This window comes from Streptomyces sp. NPDC059443, assembly GCF_042750105.1.
Classification (GTDB): domain Bacteria; phylum Actinomycetota; class Actinomycetes; order Streptomycetales; family Streptomycetaceae; genus Streptomyces.
In genome coordinates this window covers 137674-158954 of sequence record NZ_JBHYVM010000001.1, presented here as the reverse complement: position 1 = coordinate 158954, position 21281 = coordinate 137674, and the positions used below count along the sequence as shown (strand labels likewise).

15 protein-coding genes and 1 riboswitch are annotated in these 21281 nt (G+C 70.1%); of the genes, 7 read left to right on the top strand and 8 right to left on the bottom strand.

Annotated features, from left to right (window positions below; translation table 11 throughout):
* Positions 1-20 precede the first annotated feature (20 nt).
* The 4 genes from ACFXDJ_RS00705 to ACFXDJ_RS00690 all read right to left on the bottom strand — a co-directional run bounded on the left by ACFXDJ_RS00705 (position 21) and on the right by ACFXDJ_RS00690 (position 8029).
* Positions 21-1781: a GAF domain-containing sensor histidine kinase gene (locus ACFXDJ_RS00705; protein WP_384847429.1), complete on the bottom strand. Its 1761-nt coding sequence runs from the start codon at positions 1779-1781 to the stop codon at positions 21-23.
* A gap of 14 nt (positions 1782-1795) precedes the next feature.
* Complete coding sequence (gene cydD / locus ACFXDJ_RS00700) at positions 1796-5422, bottom strand: thiol reductant ABC exporter subunit CydD (protein ID WP_384847426.1); 3627 nt, start codon at positions 5420-5422, stop codon at positions 1796-1798.
* 81 nt (positions 5423-5503) lie between these two features.
* A complete protein-coding gene (gene cydB, locus ACFXDJ_RS00695) occupies positions 5504-6505 on the bottom strand; it encodes a cytochrome d ubiquinol oxidase subunit II (protein ID WP_384651086.1) in 1002 nt (333 codons plus the stop codon).
* A gap of 18 nt (positions 6506-6523) precedes the next feature.
* A complete protein-coding gene (locus tag ACFXDJ_RS00690) occupies positions 6524-8029 on the bottom strand; it encodes a cytochrome ubiquinol oxidase subunit I (RefSeq protein ID WP_384651088.1) in 1506 nt (501 codons plus the stop codon).
* Between the two features lie 190 nt (positions 8030-8219).
* Between ACFXDJ_RS00690 and ACFXDJ_RS00685 the strand changes: the two genes are divergently transcribed.
* Positions 8220-8588, top strand: a complete 369-nt coding sequence (locus ACFXDJ_RS00685; RefSeq protein ID WP_384651090.1) for a cyclophilin-like fold protein — start codon at positions 8220-8222, stop codon at positions 8586-8588.
* Between the two features lie 23 nt (positions 8589-8611).
* Here the strand turns inward: ACFXDJ_RS00685 and hisC are convergent, their stop codons facing one another.
* Positions 8612-9694: a histidinol-phosphate transaminase gene (hisC, locus tag ACFXDJ_RS00680; RefSeq protein WP_384651092.1), complete on the bottom strand. Its 1083-nt coding sequence runs from the start codon at positions 9692-9694 to the stop codon at positions 8612-8614.
* 362 nt (positions 9695-10056) lie between these two features.
* On the opposite strand from hisC, the gene ACFXDJ_RS00675 reads away from it, so the two are divergent.
* From ACFXDJ_RS00675 to ACFXDJ_RS00665, 3 genes are all read left to right on the top strand, one after another.
* Positions 10057-11172 carry a LacI family DNA-binding transcriptional regulator gene (locus ACFXDJ_RS00675; protein WP_215021268.1) on the top strand — a complete coding sequence of 372 codons (1116 nt, stop codon included), beginning with the start codon at positions 10057-10059 and terminating at the stop codon, positions 11170-11172.
* 216 nt (positions 11173-11388) lie between these two features.
* Complete coding sequence (locus ACFXDJ_RS00670) at positions 11389-12651, top strand: metallophosphoesterase (RefSeq protein ID WP_384651102.1); 1263 nt, start codon at positions 11389-11391, stop codon at positions 12649-12651.
* Positions 12652-12799: 148 nt separating this feature from the next.
* Positions 12800-13618: a hypothetical protein gene (locus tag ACFXDJ_RS00665; protein WP_384651094.1), complete on the top strand. Its 819-nt coding sequence runs from the start codon at positions 12800-12802 to the stop codon at positions 13616-13618.
* A gap of 15 nt (positions 13619-13633) precedes the next feature.
* On the opposite strand, the gene ACFXDJ_RS00660 is transcribed toward ACFXDJ_RS00665, so the two are convergent.
* Positions 13634-14659: a hypothetical protein gene (locus ACFXDJ_RS00660; protein WP_384651096.1), complete on the bottom strand. Its 1026-nt coding sequence runs from the start codon at positions 14657-14659 to the stop codon at positions 13634-13636.
* A gap of 399 nt (positions 14660-15058) precedes the next feature.
* On the opposite strand from ACFXDJ_RS00660, the gene ACFXDJ_RS00655 reads away from it, so the two are divergent.
* Positions 15059-16171 (top strand): glycosyltransferase, encoded by a 1113-nt coding sequence (locus ACFXDJ_RS00655; protein ID WP_384651098.1) that lies wholly within the window; start codon positions 15059-15061, stop codon positions 16169-16171.
* 19 nt (positions 16172-16190) lie between these two features.
* Complete coding sequence (locus ACFXDJ_RS00650) at positions 16191-17069, top strand: FkbM family methyltransferase (RefSeq protein WP_384651100.1); 879 nt, start codon at positions 16191-16193, stop codon at positions 17067-17069.
* A gap of 92 nt (positions 17070-17161) precedes the next feature.
* On the opposite strand, the gene thiC is transcribed toward ACFXDJ_RS00650, so the two are convergent.
* Positions 17162-18949: a phosphomethylpyrimidine synthase ThiC gene (thiC, locus tag ACFXDJ_RS00645; RefSeq protein WP_384654740.1), complete on the bottom strand. Its 1788-nt coding sequence runs from the start codon at positions 18947-18949 to the stop codon at positions 17162-17164.
* Positions 18944-19088: riboswitch (TPP riboswitch) on the bottom strand. Its footprint overlaps the gene before it by 6 nt.
* A gap of 72 nt (positions 19089-19160) precedes the next feature.
* Here thiC and ACFXDJ_RS00640 point away from each other — a divergent pair.
* A complete protein-coding gene (locus ACFXDJ_RS00640; RefSeq protein WP_384654738.1) occupies positions 19161-20588 on the top strand; it encodes a YibE/F family protein in 1428 nt (475 codons plus the stop codon).
* A 185-nt stretch (positions 20589-20773) separates the two neighbouring features.
* Here the strand turns inward: ACFXDJ_RS00640 and ACFXDJ_RS00635 are convergent, their stop codons facing one another.
* Positions 20774-21223 carry an SsgA family sporulation/cell division regulator gene (locus ACFXDJ_RS00635; protein ID WP_330297406.1) on the bottom strand — a complete coding sequence of 150 codons (450 nt, stop codon included), beginning with the start codon at positions 21221-21223 and terminating at the stop codon, positions 20774-20776.
* Between the last annotated feature and the right edge of the window lie 58 nt (positions 21224-21281).

Here is a 21281-nt window from a genome sequence, read left to right as displayed (position 1 = left end):
AGGCGGCCGGAAGGGTCGGCCTAGAGCGGGGCCTCCCACACCAGGGTGGTCCCGCCGCCGTCCTCGTCGAGGCCGGGCCCGTACGAGCTGGAGCCGCCGAGCGACTCGGCCCGGCGGCGCAGGTTCCGCAGCCCACTGCGCCGCCCGCCCTCCGGGATGCCCACGCCGTCGTCGGCCACCTCCAGCCGGACCCCCGGCCTTCCGTCGGCCAGGGTGACGGTGGCGTCGAGCACCACCTCGATGCGGGAGGCCTCCGCGTGCCGGAACGCGTTCGACAGGGCCTCGCGCAGGGCAGCGATCAGGTTCTTGCCGACGAGTTCGCCGACGACCGCGTCGATCGGACCGAGGAAGCGGTGTGCGGGCTTGAAGCCCAGCGGCACGGCGGCCATGTTGATCTCCCGCAGCACCCTGGTGCGCAGACCCGAGGGGACTTCCGCCGGACCCTGCTGGAGCGCGAAGATCGCGGTGCGGATCTCCTGGATCGTCACGTCGAGCTCGTCCACGGCCTTGCCGACCCCGTCGCGCACCTCGGGCACGACGGAACGGCGCTGGGCACCCTCCAGCATCATGCCGGTGGCGAAGAGCCGCTGGATGACCAGGTCGTGCAGATCGCGGGCGATCCGGTCGCGGTCCTCGAAGACCGCCAGCCGTTCCCGGTCGCGCTGCGCCTCGGCCATCATCAGCGCGAGCGCCGCCTGTGAGGCGAACTGTGTGGCCAGGGTCCGCTCGGCCTCGGTGAACGGCCGCTTGCCGCGGGCCCGGGGGGTGACGAGCGCTCCCAGCACCCGGCCGCCGCTGTGCAGCGGGAGCATCATGCAGGCCCCGTACTGGCTGGTCAGCCTGCTGATCATGCGCGGATCCGAGGCCGCGTCCTCCACGAAGACCGGCTCGCCCTCCAGGAGCCTGGCCACCACCGGGCTCTCGGCCGGGATCACCACGCCGAGCGAGGTGGCCGGGTTCTCGGCGGAGACCGCGACGATCTCCATCCCGCCGTCCTCGGCGGGCAGCATCACGATCCCGGCGGCCGAATCGGCGAGCCGACGGGCCTGTTCGGCGACGACCGCGAGCGCGTCGTCCGCGTCCCCGCCCGACAGCAGGGCGGTGGTGACGGCGACCGAGCCGTCGATCCAGCGCTCGCGCTGGGTGGCGGCCTCGTAGAGCCGGGCGTTGCCGATGGCGATGCCCGCCTCGGTGGCCAGTACCCGGACCATGTGGACGTCGTAGTCGTTGAACTCGCCGCCGCCGTTCTTCTCGGCGAGGTAGAGGTTGCCGAAGATCTCGCCCTGCACCCGGATCGGGACGCCGAGGAAGGTCTTCATGGGCGGGTGGTGCGCGGGGAATCCCGCCGAGCGCGGGTCCTTGGTCAGATCGGCGAGGTGCACCGTGTCGGGGTGTGAGATCAGCGCTCCGAGCAGCCCGTGCTTCCCGTCCGGGCGGTGCCCGATCTTCTTGGCCAGCTTGTCGCTGATGCCGAAGGTGACGAAGTCCGAGAGCCCGCGGCCCTCGGTGTCGACGACGCCGATGGCGGCGTAGCGGGCGTCGGCGAGCTCGGCCGCCGTCTCGCAGATCCGGTCCAGCGTGGAGTGCAGTTCAAGGCCGGTACCCACCGACCGCATGGCTTCCAGGAGCTGCGGCACCCGGGCCGTGAGCTCGGTGGACAGCCCCTGGAGACTCCGGGTGGCAGCGGTCGCGGCCTCCAGCGAGTCGGGCTTTCCCGGTGACGGCTCCGGTGACGGCTCCGGCGATGACTCGGGCGATTGCTGGGACTCCTGCGCTGACATGCCCTTGAGACTAGTTAGTCCCCTTTAGTGAGGAAAGTCGAGTGTGAGGAAAGTCGAGCCCGGCCATAATCGGCCGCTGTGTGGTCCGCGGCCCTTTCCCGCTCCAGAAGCCTCCGCAGCGGCCCCTCGACAGCGGCCAGTTCCGCGTACGCCCCGCGCTGGACCACCGCCCCGCGGTCCAGTACGAGCACCTCGTCCACCGCTTCCAGACCGGCCAGCCGGTGCGTGATCAGCACGGTGGTGCGGCCCTCGGTCGCGACCAGCAGGTCCGCGGTCAGCGCGTCCGCGGTCGCCAGGTCCAGGTGCTCGGCCGGCTCGTCCAGGACGAGGACGGGGAAGTCCGCGAGCAGGGCCCGCGCCAGCGCGAGGCGCTGGCGCTGACCGCCGGAGATCCGCTCGCCGTGTTCGCCGACCAGCGTGTCCAGCCCCTCCGGAAGCCCGTCGGCCCACTCCAGCAGCCGGGCCGCGGCGAGCGCGTCCCGCAACTGCTCCTCGCTCGCCCCCGTGCGGGCCAGGCGCAGGTTCTCCCGTACCGAGCTGTCGAAGATGTGGGCGTCCTGGGCGCACAGGCCCACCACCCGGCGCACGTCGTCCCCGTCGACCGCACGCGCATCGGTCCCGCCCAGGGTGTACGAGCCTTCGTGCTGGTCCAGGAAGCGCAGCAGAACCTGCGCCAGCGTGGTCTTGCCCGCTCCCGAGGGGCCGACGACCGCCACCCGGCGGCCCGCCTCCAGGGTCAGATCGAGCCCGCGCAGGGCGTCGTTCTCCTGCCCGGGGTGGCGGGCGGCGAGCCCCGTCAGCCGCAGCGGGAAGGGAGAGGCGGGCAGCGCCTCGGGACGCTCCGGCTCGGTGACCGGGACGGGGGAGTCGATGACCTCGTAGACCCGCTCGGCGCTGCGGCGGACCCGCTGGCGGTACTGGACGGCCTGCGGAAGCCCGGTGACGGCCTCGAACGCGGCGAGCGGAGTCAGCACGACCACGGCCATGGCGACCCCGGACAGCCGGCCCCCGGCGACGGCGCTCGCGCCGACGGCGGCGGCGCACACCACGGTCAGCCCGCACAGCAGGGCGGACAGCCCGCTACCGAGCCCGGTGACGGCGGCCGTGCGGGCGGCGATCCCGGTCAGCGTACGGTCGCTCTCCTTCGCGGCGGTCTTCCGCCCGCCGAGCGCTCCGGCGACGGTCAGCTCCGCGGTCCCGGTGAGTAGATCGGCCACCCGGGTGGCGAGCTCGCCCCGGGCGGGCGCGAGCCGGCGCTCCGTACGGCGGGCGCAGAGCGCGCTGACGAGCGGCACCCCGACACCGGCGCCGATCAGCCCGGCCGCGAGCACGGCCCCGGCCTCGGGCAGCAGCCAGGCGGTGAACGCCACCGACCCGGTCCCGACGAGCACCGCGGTGCCGACGGGCAGCAGCCAGCGCAGCCAGTAGTCCTGCAAGGCGTCGGCGTCGGCCACCAGCCGGGTCAGCAGGTCCCCCCGCCGCTGCGCGCGCAGCCCGGCGGGGGCGATCCGCTCCAGCCCCCGGTACACGGAGACGCGCAGGTCGGCCAGCATGCGCAGCACGGCGTCGTGGGACACGAGCCGTTCCGCGTACCGGAAGACGGCCCGGCCCATGCCGAAGGCCCTCGTGGCGGTGACGGCCACCATCAGGTACAGCACGGGCGGCTGTTCGGAGGCCCGCGAGATCAGCCACCCGGAGACGGCCATCAGCCCCACGCTGCACCCGACGGCCAGTGCCCCGAGCAGCAGCCCGAGCCGGAACCGGCCCTGCCACGCCTTGGCCACGGCCCTGACCCGCCGCAGCGGATCCCGCCCGCCCGTATCGGCTCCGGCCGTCTTCGCCACACGCTCGGGCGCGCTCCCGAGGATCCACTCCCCGGGATCGCTCACTCCGTCAGGACCCGCCGCCTGCGCGCCGAAGACCTCGGGGGTCCGGGGCGGAGCCCCGGTCCTGGCAGGGGCGGGGTGGGGAGGCAGCCCCGCGGGGCCCGCCCCTACGCGCACCACCCGGTCCGCGAGTGCGAGCAGGGCCGGCCGGTGCACCACCAGCAGCACGGTCCGCCCGACCGCGAGCCTGCGTACCGCCTCCACGACACCCGCCTCGGTCTCGCCGTCCAGCGCGGCCGTCGGCTCGTCCAGCAACAGCACCGGCCGGTCCGCCAGGAACGCCCGCGCCAGCGCGAGGCGCTGGCGCTGCCCCGCGGACAGACCGACACCGCCCTCGCCGAGCAGCGTGTCCGCACCTCGCGGCAGCCCGGCCACGAACTCCCAGGCCCCGGCGTCCTTCAGAGCATCGGCGACGGCCTCGTCCCCGGCTTCCGGCCTCGCCAGCCGTACGTTCTCCGCGATGGTCCCGGCGAACAGGTGCGGCCGCTGCGGCACCCACGCGATCCGCTCCCGCCACTGCTCCTGCGAGAACTCCGCGAGGTCCGAGAGCTCCGCGAGGTCCGTCCCGCCGACCCGCACCCGGCCCGCGCTCGGAGTCACGAATCCCAGCAGCACCTGGAGCAGCGTGGACTTGCCCGCGCCGCTCGGTCCGGTGAGGGCCACGCATTCGCCCGGCCCCACGGTCAGCGAGACCGGCCCGGGGGAGTCCTCGCCCCGGCCCTCGTACCGGACGGCGACCCCGTCCAGTTCGATCCGCAGCCCCGCTCCGGGTACCGCGGCCGTGCCGCCCGCCGCCGGGACCGGGGTTTCCAGTACGTCGAAGATCTCCTCCGCGGCGGCCAGCCCCTCCGCCGCCGCGTGGTACTGCGCGCCGACCTGGCGCAGGGGCAGGTACGCCTCGGGTGCCAGGACCAGGATGACCAGCCCGGTGTACAGGTCCAGGTCCCCGTTCACGAGCCGCATGCCGATGGTGACGGCCACCAGCGCCACCGAGAGGGTCGCCAGCAGTTCGAGCGCGAAGGACGACAGGAACGCGATGCGCAGCGTGCGCATCGTGGCCTGCCGGTAGTCATCGGTGATCTTGCGGATGGACTCGGCCTGGGCCTTCGCCCGGCCGAAGACCTTGAGGGTCGGGAGTCCGGCCACCACGTCCAGGAAGTGCCCCGACAGGCGGGACAGCAGCCGCCACTGGCGGTCCATCCGGGACTGGGTGGCCATGCCGATCAGAATCATGAAGACCGGGATCAGCGGCAGTGTGACCACGATGATGGCCGCCGACACCCAGTCCTCGGTGACGATCCGGGCGAGCACCGCCACGGGGACCACGATCGCGAGCCCCAACTGGGGCAGGTACCGCGAGAAGTAGTCGTCGAGCGCGTCCACGCCCCGGGTGGCCAGCGCCACCAGGGAGCCCGTCCTCTGTCCGCTCAGCCAGCCGGGCCCCAGGTCCGCGGCCCGGTCCAGCAGCCGGCCCCGCAGCTCCGACTTGACCGCCGCGCTCGCCCGGTGCGCGGCCAGCTCCGTCAGCCACGCGACCAGGCCCCGGCCGAGCGCCACCGCCGCGAGCAGCAGCAACGGCGTCCGGAGCGCCGCTCCGTCCAGTCCGTCCTCGAAGGCACCGACCACGATTTCGGCGATCAGCATCGCCTGGCCGACGACCAGTCCCGCCCCGGCGAGCCCGAGGGCCACCACCGCCCCCAGGAAGAGGCGGGTTGAACGGGCGTACCGGAGCAGGCGCGGGTCGATCGGTTTCACGTGAAACATCCCCCAGGCAGGGTCAGACGGGGCCGGACGGGGCCCGGCCGGTCCGTACGGGACCGGCCGGCCGGCCGGAACTCAGTGCGCGTCGGCGATGTGCTGCGTGCCGATGCGCTTGCGGAACACCCAGTACGTCCACGCCTGGTAGAGCAGGACGACCGGGGTCGCCACCGCCGCGCACCAGGTCATGATCTTCAAGGTGTACGGGCTGGACGAAGCGTTGGTGACCGTGAGGTTCCAGGCGTCGTTCAGCGAGGATGGCATGACGTTCGGGAAGAGCGTCAGGAACAGCATCGTGACGGCGGCCGCGATGGTGACCCCCGACAGGGCGAACGCCCAGCCCTCCCGGCCGGCGAGGTTGAAACCGAGGGCTCCGACCAGGGACAGGACCGCGACGGCCATCGCGACGAGGCTCCAGCCGTCGCCGTGCGAGACCTGGGTCCAGATCAGGAAGGCGAGCGCCAGCACGGCGGTCACCACCCCGAGCCGCATGGCCAGCTTGCGCGAGCGGTCCCGGATGTCACCGACCGTCTTGAGCGAGGTGAACACCGCGCCGTGGAAGGTGAAGAGGGTCAGGGTGACCAGGCCGCCGAGGATCGAGTAGACGTTGAGCAGGTCGAGGAAGGTGCCGACGTACTCCTTGTGCTGGTCGATCTTCACACCGCGCACGATGTTGGCGAACGCCACGCCCCACAGGAACGCGGGGATCAGCGAGGTCCAGAAGATCGCGTGTTCCCAGTTGGTCTGCCACTTGTCCTCGGGACGCTTGTGGCGGTACTCGAAGGAGACGCCCCGGATGATGAGGCAGATCAGGATGATCAGCAGCGGCAGGTAGAAGCCCGAGAAGAGGGTGGCGTACCACTCGGGGAAGGCGGCGAAGGTCGCACCGCCCGCCGAGAGCAGCCAGACCTCATTGCCGTCCCAGACGGGCCCGATCGTGTTGATCAGGACCCGCTTCTCCTTGCGGTCGCGGGCCAGCAGCTTGGTCAGTACGCCGACCCCGAAGTCGAAGCCCTCCAGGAAGAAGTAGCCGATCCACAGGACGGCGATGAGCACGAACCAGACGTCGTGTAGTTGCATGGTGTGGTCTCCCCAGCCTCAGTACGAGAAGGCCATCGGCCGGTCGGGGTTCTTGTCGTCCCCGCCGATCTTGGTGGGCGGGTTGAGGTCGGCCTCGGTGAGCTCGGGCGGGCCGGCCTTGACGTACTTCACGAGCAGCTTGACCTCGATGACCGCGAGCACGGCGTAGAGGAGCGTGAAGCCGATCATCGAGGTGAGCACCTCGCCCTGGGAGACGTTCGGCGAGACCGCGTCACGGGTGCGCAGGACTCCGTAGACCACCCAGGGCTGGCGGCCCATCTCGGTGAAGATCCAGCCCCAGGAGTTGGCGATCAGCGGGAAGCCCATGGTCCAGAGCGCGATCACCCAGTACAGGTGGGTGAACTTGGGGCTCAGCGCCTTCTTGAAGAGGACCAGGTGCGGGACCTCGTTCTCACCGGTGCGCAGCCCCGGCGGCAGCATGAACTTCTTGCGGGTCAGCCAGAGTCCCAGGATCCCGACTCCGAGGGAGGCCATGCCGAAACCGATCATCCAGCGAAAGCCCCAGTAGGCGACCGGGATGTTGGGCCGGTAGTCGCCGGGTCCGAACTTCTCCTGCTCGGACTTGTTCACGTCGTTGATGCCCGGGACGAACGAGCTGAAGTCGTCGTTGGCCAGGAACGACAGCAGACCCGGGATCTCTATGGCGACCGTGTTGTGGCCCTTCTCCACGTCTCCGTACGCGAAGACGGAGAAGGGCGCCGGCGCCTCACCGTCCCAGAGCGCCTCGGCGGCGGCCATCTTCATCGGCTGCTGCTTGAACATCACCTTGCCCAGCAGGTCACCGCTGATGGCCGTGCCCAGCCCGGCGATGATCATGACGACCAGGCCGAGCCGCAGCGAGGTCCGCATGACGGGGATGTGCTTCTTGCGGGCGAGGTGGAAGGCGGCGATGCCGACCATGAACGCGCCGCCGACAAGGAAGGCCGCCGTCATGGTGTGGAAGAACTGGGTCAGCGCGGTGTTCTGGGTGAGGACGTGCCAGAAGTCGGTGAGTTCGGCCCGGCCCCGCTCCTCGTTGATCCGGTACCCGACGGGGTGCTGCATGAAGGAGTTCGCCGCGAGGATGAAGTACGCGGACAGGATGGTGCCGATCGAGACCATCCAGATGCAGGCCAGGTGGATCTTCTTGGGCAGCTTGTCCCAGCCGAAGATCCACAGGCCGATGAAGGTCGACTCGAAGAAGAAGGCGATGAGGGCCTCGAAGGCCAGCGGGGCTCCGAAGATGTCACCGACGAACCGCGAGTAGTCGGACCAGTTCATGCCGAACTGGAACTCCTGGACGATGCCGGTGACGACACCCATCGCGATGTTGATCAGGAAGAGCTTGCCCCAGAACTTGGTGGCCTTGAGGTACTTCTCCTTTTCCGAACGCACCCAGGCGGTCTGCAAGATCGCGACGAGCGCGGCCAGGGAGATCGTCAAGGGAACGAAGAGGAAGTGATAGACGGTGGTAATGCCGAACTGCCATCGCGCCAGGGTCTCTGGCGCCAAAGCTAGGTCCACGTCGTCGTCTCCTTCGTTTCGCCGTGGTCACAGCCGCAGTTTGCCCCTTGCATCCCACTCAATCCGGGAGGAAGCAGGACACGCTTGTGAACGCGTTCACATTCACAAGCATTATGTCGTACCGGGTGTCGGCATCTTTCAGGGGGGTCCCCCCTAGCGAATACATTCAACAGATTGTTGAATGCGACCCATGAAGATTCGGATCCTCTGGCCCGCCGGCCACCTCACCGCGACCCTCGACGAGACCCCCACCGCCAAGGCGCTCGCCGAAGCCCTCCCGATTTCCGCCACAGCCAACACGTGGGGCGAGGAGGTCTACTTCGACACCGGCGTCTCCGTGGCCCTGGAGCACGACGCCCAGCAGGTCGTCGACCCCGGCACGGTCGCGTTCTGGACCGAGGGCGACGCGCTCGCGCTGCCCTACGGTCCGACGCCGATCTCCCGCGGGGGCGAGAGCCGCCTGGCGAGCCCGTGCAACGTGCTCGGCTCGTTCGACGGCGACCCCCGCCTGCTGGCCACCGTCCGCGACGGCGACTCCATCCGCGTGGAACTCGCGTAACCACACCCGCTTGAAGCGGGTGGCTACATCTCCTTGAAGAACGCCTCTGCCGTGTGCAGGAAGATGTCGTTCGCCTCGGGCTCGCCGATCGTGACCCGCAGGCCCTCGCCCGCGAAGGGCCGGACCACCACACCGGCCTTCTCGCAGGCCGCCGCGAAATCGACGGTCCGCTCACCGAGGCGCATCCACACGAAGTTGGCCTGCGTCTCGGGAACCACCGTCCAGCCCTGGGCCAGCAGCGTCCCGTGGACCCGCGTCCGCTCGCCGACCAGCGACCCGACACGGCCCATCAGCTCGTCCTCGGCGCGCAGCGAGGCGACCGCCGCGTCCTGGGCCAGCTGGCTGACGCCGAAGGGCACCGCCGTCTTGCGCAGCGCCGCGGCCACCGGCTCGTGTGCGACCGCGAATCCGACGCGCAGGCCCGCGAGCCCGTACGCCTTGGAGAACGTACGCAGCACGGCGACGTTCGGGCGGCTGCGGTAGAGCTCGATGCCGTCCGGCACCTCCACGTCGCGGACGAACTCCTTGTACGCCTCGTCGAGGACGATGAGGATGTCGGAGGGCACCCGGTCGAGGAACCGCTCCAGCTCGGCCCGGCGCACGGCGGTGCCCGTGGGGTTGTTGGGGTTGCAGACGAAGATCAACCGGGTCCGTTCGGTGATCGCCTCGAACATCGCGTCCAGGTCGTGGACGTCCCCGTCGGTCAGCGGGACCTGGACCGAGGTCGCACCCGAGATTTGGGTGATGATCGGGTAAGCCTCAAAGGACCGCCAGGCATAGATGACCTCGTCGCCCGGCCCCGCCGTGGACTGGATCAGCGACTGCGCGACCCCGACCGAGCCGGTGCCCGTGGCGATGTGCTCCACCGGAACCCCGAACCGGTCGGCGAGCTCGTTCACCAGACCCGTGCACGCCATGTCGGGGTAGCGGTTGAAGTGTCCGGCCGCGGCGACCGCGGTCTCCAGCACCCCAGGCAGCGGGGGGTACGGGTTCTCGTTCGAGGACAGTTTGAACGCCACGGGACCGCCCGCCGCTGCGGGCTTCCCGGGCTTGTAGGTGGGGATGCCGTCCAGCTCGGCGCGCAGCTTCGGGCTCTTCTCGCTCACCGCAGGTCCTCCTCGACCATCCCGTACGACGTCGCCGTCGACTCAATACTCCTCACCTTATGAGGATTCCGCCCATCCGAGAACGGCGGGCGCCAGGAATGCGGGAGAGCGCACGCATATATGCGCGCGCCGGTGGCCTGCGCCGTGGCGCGCGTCCCTCGTACAGGTGAGTTGAAACCGACCCGAGACCGCACCGTTTTGGCATGCCCGGACCCGACGACAAGCTCCCCTTGCCCCCGTGGCAGCAAAAAGCCTTGGTTTCCAAGGTCACTGGGGGTGGCGAACCGTGCAGAATCGTGCCTGTCAACGCGTGCATATGCATCCGGACCACCCGGCCCCCCGAGCCCTACTATCGGCTCGCCATGACAGCAGCAGGGAAGCACCAGGTGAGCCGGACCGAGACCACCCGGCGGGCCGCCGGCCGACAAAGCCGGGCCGGCATCAGGGACGTGGCCGCTGCGGCGGGCGTCTCGATCACGACCGTCTCCGACGCGCTCAATGGCAAGGGGCGGCTGCCGGACGCCACCCGCCGCCACGTTCGCGAGGTCGCCGACCGACTGGGCTATCGCCCGTCCGCGGCGGCCCGCACCCTCCGTACCGGCAAGTCGGGCCTCATCGGTCTGACCGTGACGACATACGGGGATGAACCTTTCACCTTCACCGAATTCGCGTACTTCGCCGAGATGGCCAGGGCCGCCACCTCGGCCGCGCTCGCCCGCGGCTACGCCCTCGTCATCCTCCCCGCCACCTCCCGACACGACGTCTGGTCCAACGTGGCCCTCGACGGCACCGTCGTCATCGACCCCTCCGACCACGATCCCGTCGTCACCGAACTGGTCCGCCAGGGACTGCCCGTGGTCTCCGACGGCCGCCCGGCAGGCTCACTCCCCGTCACCGCCTGGGTGGACAACGACCACGAGGCCGCCGTACTGGGCCTCCTGGACCACCTCGCAGCCGCCGGCGCCCGCCGCATCGGGCTGCTGACCGGCACCACCACCGACACCTACACCCGGCTCTCCACGACCGCGTACCTCCGCTGGTGCGAGCGCGTGGGCCAGGACCCCGTCTACGAGTCCTACCCCGCCCACGACCCGTGCGCCGGCGCCGTCGCCGCCGACCGGCTGCTCGCCCGCCCCGACCGGCCCGACGCCGTGTACGGGCTCTTCGACCCCAACGGCACCGATCTGCTCGCCGCCGCCCGGCGCTACGGCCTGCGCGTTCCCGAGGACCTGCTGCTCGTGTGCTGCAGCGAATCCACCGTGTACGCCAACACCGAACCGCCCATCACGACCCTGTCCCTCAAACCGCGCCGCATCGGCACCGCCGTCGTACAGCTGCTCATCGACGCCATCGAGGGCGTGGACACCGGGCGACCCGTCGAACAGGTCATCCCGACCGAGCTGATCATCCGCACTTCCTCCCAGCGCAGGCAGCCCCGTACGACCGTCAGCCCGCCCCGCTCTCCGGCACAGGACTGACCGACCACGCCGGTCCTGAGCGGAGCCGTCGGCCCCGCTCAGGATTTTCGGCAGCACCGATATCGGGAGAAACCGGTAGGAACGAGTAGCTCCGACCAGGATTCACCACCCCTGGTGCGTCACAGAGCGCGAGCTGCATTCCTATGATGGGCGCACGACATCACGGACCCTCCGCCCCGAAGGCGGGAGGGTCCGCAGGTGTACGGCAGTGCGACGGTGGTGGAGGGGTCGATGACGCAGGGGGCCGGTCAGGGACCCGCGGTGCGGACGGACACGCTGCGGGACTTCCGGGTGCCTGTGGCCGAACCCGCCCCCCATGCCGTGCCCGCCGGGGTCACCGTGCCCGCCGGGCTGCCCGGAGACGCCCCCGTGTACGGGGAGTACCCCGCGTACTACGACGAGAGCCCGGCACCGGCGCCCGTACCCGTACCCGCGCAGCACGGCTACGGGCACGAAGCCCCGTACGAAACCCCGTACGCCGCGAGCCACGCCCCCGAGGGCGGCGACGCCCCGGAAGACGGCTCCGAGGACGGCGACTTCGAGGACTACACCCCGACGCAGCGCGACCTCCCGGTCATCGGCCGCGGCGCCCCCGGCGGTCCCGGCGACACCGTCCAGGTCCAGTACGTCCCCCAGGACCTCGCGGCCGACGGTCCCGGCCCGCTCTACGTGGTCGGCGACGTCCACGGCTACCTCGCCGAGCTCGTCTCCGAGCTCCAGGTCCAGGGCCTCATCGACGCCGACCACAACTGGTCCGCCGGAAACGCCCGGCTCTGGTTCCTCGGTGACTTCACCGACCGCGGACCCGACGGCATCGGGGTCATCGACCTCGTCATGCGCCTCTCCGCCGAGGCCGCCGCCGCCGGCGGCTACTGCAAGGCCCTCATGGGCAACCACGAGCTCCTGCTCATCGGCGCCAAGCGGTTCGGCGACACCCCCATCGTCTCCGGCGCCGGCACCGCCACCTTCCAGGCCGCCTGGCTCCTCAACGGCGGCCAGCGCACCGACATGGAGCGCCTGCAAGACGTCCACCTCCAGTGGATGTCCCGGCTGGACGCGGCCGTCCTGGTGGAAGACCACCTGCTCCTGCACTCCGACACCACCGCCTACCGCGACTACGGCGACTCCGTCGAAGACGTCAACGACACCATCCACGAGCTGCTCAACCGCAACGACGCGGACATCACCTGGGACCTGTTCCGCAAGTTCACCAAGCGCTTCGCCTTCCGCGACGAGGGCACGGGCCCGCAGGCCGTCCGCGAGCTCCTCGGCGCCTACGGCGGCAGTCGCGTCGTGCACGGCCACAGCCCCATCCCGTACCTGCTGGGCGAGGTGGGCACCGAGGACGGCGAAGAGCCGCGCGGCCCCGAGGCCGTGGTCGGTCCCCACGTGTACGCGGACGGGCTGGCCATCGCGATGGACGGCGGCGTGACGATGGCGGGCAAGCTGCTCGTCGTACAACTCCCGCTGAACGACTGAGGCTTCCCGGAGCTGGGTATTTCCGGAAAGCCCCTGTCAACGCACGGCATGGGCGCTCTACCATCGCTCTATCCGCAGCAGGCTCTCCTCCGTTTGTGCCGGTGCCCGGGTCTACGCGGGCATACCGGCCTCTACGGAGCATCGGGGGATGCACATGACCAGCGCTCCGCACCTGCTCACCGAAGACCGACCTGAGTTCGATCGGCTCCTCGACGAGGCGCTGCGCACCGCGAACGACCGGCCCGAGCTCGCCACTCTCGGCGAACGGCTGAACGCCGAACAGCTGCGCACCATGGCCATGGGAGCCAGTGCACTGCTGACGGCCGCGGCGGCAGCCGAGTACGACCACTACGTGAAGGTCCGCAAGGAGCGGCAGGACGAGATCCTGTCCACTCCCGGCACTACGGCCCAGGAGAACGGCGGACAGGGCGCCGGCGGCGGCGCGGGAGCAGGCGCCGTGGTCGCGGTCCTCGCCCCGGTCCTGGCCGGGACCGCCATGCTGATCTTCCTGATGGTGGGCTATATCCTGAAGACCATCGAACCCGAACCGGCCTTCGCAGAAACCATGCTGACGGCGGGTTGGCTCTTCGGCGGGCTCACGGTCGCCGCGCTGCTCTTCGCCGTGATCGGGCTGCTGGTGACGGCCGTCCGCAACAGTTCCACCGAGGTGGCGGCGGACGAGACCGAGGCGATACCCGACGAGGTGTCACGGGCCCGGGAGGCCTGGCGCAACGCCCTGCTGGAGCGCGGCATCATGCCGTTCCTACGGGACGCCCTGGCCGATCCCAGCGCGGGTGCCGGGCTTCCGACCGCCCGAAAGCCGGGGGCCGGGCGCATCCCCAACCTGGGATACACCCGGCCCGACTTCACCAGCCCGGGAGCCCCCGCACAGGGGCCCCGACCCGGTTACACGTCTCCGGACTTCACCAGCCCGGACTTCGGCGGCCCGGAGACCGAGCCGGAGTGATGCCGTTCCTTGCGGTTACTTGATGTTCCTGGGCTGACGCGGGTCGAGGGACTGGGCATGGGCGAACTTGCCGCGGAGAGTGGCGGTGCTGAGGGAGTTGACCTGCTGCCACGTCTTGGTGCAGGCCAGGACCCGGACACCCATGGTCACGCCCGGGTTGCACGTGGTCTCGAACAGCAGGTTGGTCGTGGTCAGGACCTCGATGGTCACGAGGTTGTCCTGCGCACCGATCGAGATGGCACAGGCGTTGGCCGGGAACGTGCCGGTCGGCGTGCCGCCGTTGGTCAGGTCGTACCAGAGGTACGGGGAGATGGTGGGCCGGACGGTGCGGATGCCGGCGTAGGCCTTGCCGCCGGTGAGGACGGCCTTGACCTCGCTGTCACCGTTGGGGTTGTAGGCGTCGACGTCGCTGCACGGCCCGGCGGGACCGGTCGGGCCCGTGGCACCGGTAGCACCGGTTGCGCCCGTAGCGCCTGTGGCGCCCGTAGCGCCGGTCCCACCCGTAGCGCCTGTGGCGCCTGTGGCACCCGTCGCGCCCGTCGCGCCCGTCGCGCCGGTCCCACCCGTAGCGCCTGTGGCACCGGTCGCGCCCGTGGCTCCGGTGTGACCCGTAGCACCAGTCGCACCCGTGGCACCGGTCGCACCCGTAGCGCCGGTGTGACCCGTAGCGCCGGTCGCACCCGTAGCACCCGTAGCGCCGGTAGCGCCCGTAGCTCCACGCGGCCCGGTGGGACCAGTCGGGCCTGTGTCGCCCTTGGGTCCGCGCGGGCCCCGCGGGCCCGTCGGGCCCACCTTGCACTCGTCGTCGTTGCCGTGGGACGGCTTTACGACCCCGTTTGCCGTCCCGTGGCTCCGGGCGTCCGGTCTGTGGTGCTCGGACCGGCAGTGGTCCGGGTTCCCCGGCGCCGCGGCCAGCGCGACCGCCGGGGACGCCATGCCCGCGAGCACCAGCGCCACCGAGGCGAGCGTGCCTCCCCTCAACCAGCCGGCCCGACGGGGCAGCGGCCCCAGGTAGGTACGGGTCTTGTTCTCAGAACTCATCTACCGCTCCTCGCACACACCGGATCGATCGGATCTGCGAAGTCCGGAAATATGACCGGTCTTCGCGGGGTCATCCTGAAGACCCAGCCCTCGCGAAGCGCACCGGCGCGCCCGTCTGTCAGCGGAACGGCGCAGTGCGCAGGGCCACTTGGCGGTCCGCCGCGCCGCCACTCGGGTCCGCGCACCGGTTTCACGTGAGACACCGTCCATGTTTCACGTGAAACATCGGATCGCCCGCAATTCGGCATCCCATGCCCATGGGCCCGCTCGGGCTATCAGACCGCCACTAACGGACGCGTCGACGACTCCCCTGCGGTGGCGTCACCGGCGTGCCGCCAGCCCATGGGCGGCCGCACTCCCTAACGTCGCCCGCGATCCGTCCGACGAGAGGGTGTTGCGGTGAGGCCGACCATCTGCCTGAACATGATCGTCAAGAACGAGGCGCCGACCATCCGGAAGTGCCTGGAGTCGGTGCGCCCCCTGATCGACACCTGGGTGATCGTGGACACGGGATCTACAGACGGCACCCAGGACGTCATCCGGGACTGCTTCAGTGACCTGCCCGGCGCTCTGTACGACCGGCCGTGGAAGGGTTTCGACGGCAGCCGCACGGAGGCGATCGAACTCGCGCGCTCCAGCGCCGACTATCTGCTGTTCATCGACGGCGACGACGAGATGCAGGTACAGCCCGGGTTCCGCATGCCGGATCTGACGCTCGACGCGTACCAGGTCGCGCTGCACGACGGCCCGATCATCCACTGGCGGCCGGCGCTGGTCTCCACCCGACTGCCCTGGCGGTACGTGGGCGTACTCCACGAGTACATCGAATGCGACACCGAGCACAGCCGCGGCGTGATCGAGGGCTTCAACATCCTCTCCGTCGGCGGCGGGGGCCGCCTCCGGGAAGTCGGCCAGCGGGCGAAGTACCTGCGCGACGCGGAAGTCCTGACCGAAGGCCTCGCGAAGGAACCCGACAACACGCGGTACGCGTTCTACCTCGCTCAGAGCTGGCGCGACGCGGAAGAACCGGAGAAGTCCCTCGCCGCCTACGACCACCGGGCGGCCATGGGCGGCTGGGCCGAGGAGATCTACTGCTCCCAGCTCTACGCCGCACGGCTTGCGGACACCCTCAAGAGGCCGTCGGCCGAGGTGATGGACCGCTACCTCCGCGCACACGAGAGCCGGCCCTCACGCGCCGAGGCGATCGGCGACCTCGCCCGCCTCTGCCGCCTCGAAAGCCGCTGGCCCCTCGCCTACATGTTCGCCCGGGAGGCGGTGCGCATCCCTTACCCGGAGGACATCCTCTTCGTCGAGTTCTCGTGGCACGAGTGGCGCGCGCTCGACGAACTCGCCATCGCCGCTTACTGGGTCGGGGAGTACCAGCAGTCACTGGAGTGCTGCGAGCAACTCCTGAGCGAGGGCAAGCTGCCCGACGGGCAGCGCGAACGGGTCTCCGGAAACCTCGATTTCGCCCGGAACAAGCTGGGCGCGGCATACCGAGTCGTCGCCTGATCGTGAGGATGAGAGCGTCATGACGGTCACCACATCAACCACCACCGCCCCGACCACCACCGCATCACCCGTGCTCGCGCTCGTGGAGCCGGTTCGCCAGACCCACGTCGTCGACATCGGCGCCAACCCGATCGACGGGGACCCGCCGTACCAGGACATGCTGCGGTCCGGCCTGTGCCGGGTGACCGGGTTCGAGCCCCAGCCCGACGCCCTCGACGAGCTCCGGCGCCGCAAGGGCCCGTACGAGACCTACCTGCCCGACGCCATCGGCGACGGCGCCACCCACACCCTCCACGTCGCCGAAGCCTCCGGGATGACCAGCCTCTACAAGCCCGACCCGAACCGGCTCGGGCTCTTCAACGGTTTCACCGAGTGGGGCAGGATCCGCGAGGAGATCCCCGTCGACACCCGACGGCTGGACGACGTGGCGGAGGTCGGCGCCTTCGATCTCCTGAAGATCGACATCCAGGGTGCCGAGCTGATGGTGTTCCAGAGCGCCCGGCAGAAGCTGGCCGAAGCCGTGGCGATCCACACCGAGGTCTCTTTCGTTCCGCTCTACGAGGACCAGCCCGTGTTCGGGGACGTGGACCGGGAGCTCCGTCGTCAGGGCTTCATCCCGCACGCCTTCACGGCGGTCAAGCGCTGGCCGATCGCCCCCGTGGTCTTCGGCGGTGACTTCCGCCAGGCCCAGCACCAGCTCCTCGAAGCCGACGTCGTGTACGTCCGCGACTTCGGGCATCCCGAATCCATGACCGACGAGCAGCTCAAGCAGCTGGCCATGGTCGCCCACCACGTCTACGGCTCCACCGACCTCGCCTACCGCTGCCTGAGCGTTCTGGGCACGCGGAACGTCGTCGCCCCCGACGCGCCAGGGCGCTACCTCAGCGCACTGGGCTGACGCACGGCCGGGGGCGGCCCCGCGACTCCCCCCATGGGTCGCGGGGCCGCCCCCGTTCGGTGACGGTCCGCCGTGCTTCAGTCAGCCGTGCTTCAGTCGGCCAGCGGCAGGTACACGCGGTTGCCCGCAGCCGCGAACTCAGCGGACTTCTCCGCCATGCCCGCCTCGATCTCCTCGGCCTTCAGATCGCCCCCGTGCTCACGGCGGATGTCCTGGGAGATCTTCATCGAGCAGAACTTCGGACCGCACATGGAACAGAAGTGTGCGGTCTTGGCCGGCTCGGCCGGGAGGGTCTCGTCGTGGAACGAACGGGCCGTGTCCGGGTCGAGGGCCAGGTTGAACTGGTCCTCCCAGCGGAACTCGAACCGCGCGTCCGACAGGGCGTCGTCCCACTCCTGGGCGCCCGGGTGGCCCTTGGCCAGGTCCGCCGCGTGAGCGGCGATCTTGTACGTGATGACGCCGGTCTTCACGTCGTCGCGGTTCGGCAGGCCCAGGTGCTCCTTGGGCGTGACGTAGCAGAGCATCGCGGTGCCCCACCAGGCGATCATCGCGGCGCCGATGCCCGAGGTGATGTGGTCGTAGGCGGGCGCTACGTCCGTGGTCAGCGGGCCGAGGGTGTAGAACGGCGCCTCTTCGCAGATCTCCTGCTGGAGGTCGATGTTCTCCTTGATCTTGTGCATCGGGACGTGCCCGGGGCCCTCGATCATCGTCTGCACGTTGTACCGCTTGGCGATGGTGTTCAGCTCGCCCAGCGTCTTCAGCTCCGCGAACTGCGCCGCGTCGTTGGCGTCCGCGATGGAACCCGGGCGCAGGCCGTCACCCAGCGAGTACGTGACGTCGTACGTCGCGAGGATCTCGCAGAGCTCCTCGAAGTTCGTGTAGAGGAAGTTCTCCTTGTGGTGCGCCAGGCACCACGCGGCCATGATCGAGCCACCACGCGAGACGATGCCGGTCTTGCGGCGCGCGGTCAGCGGGACGTACGACAGCAGCACGCCGGCGTGCACCGTCATGTAGTCGACGCCCTGCTCGGCCTGCTCGATGACCGTGTCCTTGTAGATCTCCCAGGTCAGGTCCTCGGCACGGCCGTCGACCTTCTCCAGCGCCTGGTACAGCGGCACGGTGCCGATCGGCACGGGGGAGTTGCGCAGCACCCATTCGCGGGTGGTGTGGATGTTGCGGCCGGTCGAGAGGTCCATGACCGTGTCGGCGCCCCACTTGGTCGCCCAGGTCATCTTGTCGACCTCCTCCTCGATCGAGGAGGTGACCGCGGAGTTTCCGATGTTGGCGTTGACCTTCACCAGGAAGCGCTTGCCGATGATCATCGGCTCGATCTCGGGGTGGTTCACGTTCACCGGCATGACCGCACGACCTGCGGCGATCTCCTCGCGGACGACCTCGGGGGAGACGTTCTCGCGGATCGCGACGTACTCCATCTCCGGGGTGATCTCGCCCCGGCGGGCGTACGCGAGCTGCGTGACGGCGGCGCCGCCACGGCCCCGGCGGGGCGTGCGCGGACGGCCCGGGAAGACCGCGTCGAGGTTCTTGAGACCACCGCGCGGCGAGGTGTGCTTGATGCCGTCGTCCTCGGGGCGCACGGGACGGCCCGCGTACTCCTCGGTGTCACCGCGGCCGATGATCCAGTTCTCGCGCAGGGGCGCCAGACCCCGGCGGACATCGGTCTCGATCTGCGGGTCGGTGTACGGACCGGACGTGTCGTACAGCGTCACGTCCTTGCCGTTGGTGAGGTGGACCTGGCGGACCGGCACCCGGATGTCGGGGCGGGAGCCCGCCACGTACCCCTTGTGCCAGCCAGGCTGGCGCTCGGTCTGGCCGTCGGCGTCCTGGCTGACGGCAGGCGTGCGTGCGTCCTGAATGGTCATGAGACCTAATCTCCCTACGCCGGCATTACCCGGTAACAGGTTCGGCGGTCGACGCAGCCTCCTCCCGTACGCATCTTCGAATGCGAACGGTGATCAGCGCCCTCTCAGCCCGGTGCTCCGAGCTCCCGCGTTGTGCAAAGTAGCCCCCACGCTAGCGTCATGTGTGGCGTGCTGAACAGTGGGCCCCCTCATCTGTTGCGATGATCTGCCAGTGACGTCCTCGCCGCAGCCCCCCATCGAGCCCACTGACCCCGCTGGTCGCACCGACCACGCCGGCCACGCGCATGCGGAGCCCGAGCACTCGCCGGGACACGCGCCCGGGCACTCGTCCGGGCATTCCCACGGCCACTCCCACAGCCACGGTCCGGCGGCCCCCGTCTCGAAGCACCTGCGCAAGGTGATCGCCGCCGTGCTGATCCCCTTCGCCGCCGCCGTCGTGGTCGGCATGGTCGTGCTCTGGCCGGGCGGCGCCCCCGCGCACGAACGTTCCGGGGTCGGTTTCGACCGCCAGACCCAGCAGGGGAAGGTCGTCGCGCTCCAGCAGGTCGACTGCAAATCAGTGAACGCCGCACAGGTGCCGGCCACCGGTGACACCTCCACCCCGTCGGGCCGCGAGGCGGTCGCCGAGCAGAGCGGCCAGTGCAAGAAGGCGACCGTCCAGGTCGGCACCGGCCCGGACAAGGGCCGCGAGTTCTTCGAGATCGTCCAGCCGGGCGCACCAAGACAGTTGGCGAACGGCCAGGAGGTGGTGGTCGCCTACGCGCCGGACGCGCCCCGCGACCTCCAGTACTCCGTGGTCGACGTGAACCGCAAGTTCCCGATGGCCCTGCTGGCGGGCATCTTCGCCCTCGCGGTGGTCGTCGTCGGGCGGATGCGCGGGGTGTACGCGCTCATCGCCCTCGTCGTCAGCTTCGGCGTACTGACCCTGTTCATCCTCCCCGCGATCCTCCAGGGCTCGAACCCCCTGCTCGTGGCGGTGGTCGGGGCCAGCGCCATCATGCTGATCGCGCTCTACATGTGCCACGGCCTGACGGCCCGTACCTCGGTCGCGGTCCTCGGCACCATCGTGTCGCTGGTGCTGATCGGCCTGCTGGGCTCGCTGTTCATCGGCTGGGCGTTCCTGAGCGGCAACACCGACGACAACACCGGGCTGATCCACGGGCTCTATCCGCACATCGACATGAGCGGTTTGCTGCTTGCGGGTGTCATCATCGGATCGCTCGGCGTACTCGACGACGTGACGGTCACCCAGACGTCAGCCGTCTGGGAACTCCACCAGGCAGACTCCTCGATGGGCCCGCGCGAGCTGTACCGGGCAGGTATCCGGATCGGGCGGGACCACATCGCCTCGGTGGTCAACACCCTCGTACTGGCCTACGCGGGCGCCGCGTTGCCGCTGCTCCTGCTGTTCTCGATCGCGAACAGCAGCATGGGTTCGGTGGCCAACAGCGAGCTCGTCGCGGAAGAGATCGTACGGACCCTCGTGGGCTCGATCGGACTGGTCGCCTCGGTACCCGTGACGACCGCACTGGCCGCACTGGTGGTCTCCGCCGACCGCGCGGAATCCCCTGCGGGCACGGCTGCCCCGGCGGCATCGGGGCCGCTGCGCGGCGGCCGGGGCCGGCGCCGCAAGCGCTGACGGGCAAACGGACAAGCAACCGGCGGGCGCGGCTGGTCAGGTCGCGCGCGGCCGGTCAGGGTGAACGGCAAGGTGGTGTGCTCAGCGCGTCGGCACGCTGAGCCCTGGTCCTTACGTGCGGTGGTACGTGGCCAGCGTTCCGGTCGGTCGGCAGGCTCTGGCCAGCCCGCGTTGCGGCCGGCCGGTCAGCCGGCGTTCTGCTCGTTCTGCCGCGACTCGGCCAGGATCTTGTCGAGCGCCTCGTCCAGGTTCTCCTCGAAGTCGCCGAGGTTGCGCTCCTGTCCGAGCGGGACGATCCGGTCGGTGCGGTCGAGGAACGCGACGAGCGGCGCCGCGCTCGCACGGAAGAGAGCCCGGTCCGCGCCCACCTGGAGCCGGATGTGGACGTCGGACAGTTCCTCCGGGTCGGTGGGGGCGATGTGGACATCCCCGTCACCGCACGGCTTGTTGATCCCGTCGAGAAGCAGCTCCCGGCCGAACGCCCAGGTCACGGGCGCGTCTCCGGGAAGGTGGAAGGTCAGGCGGACTGCGTAGGGGTCACGAGCCTCGTACCGGAGTTCCACCGGGATCCGGAACGAGAGCTCCTCGGAAACGAGGAAACTCATCATGACCTCTGCTTGTACCGACTCGCGCATTGCCTACCCCGCTGTAGTGGAAGTGGCCAGGAATGATCCCCCAAGGCCCTCTTGACAA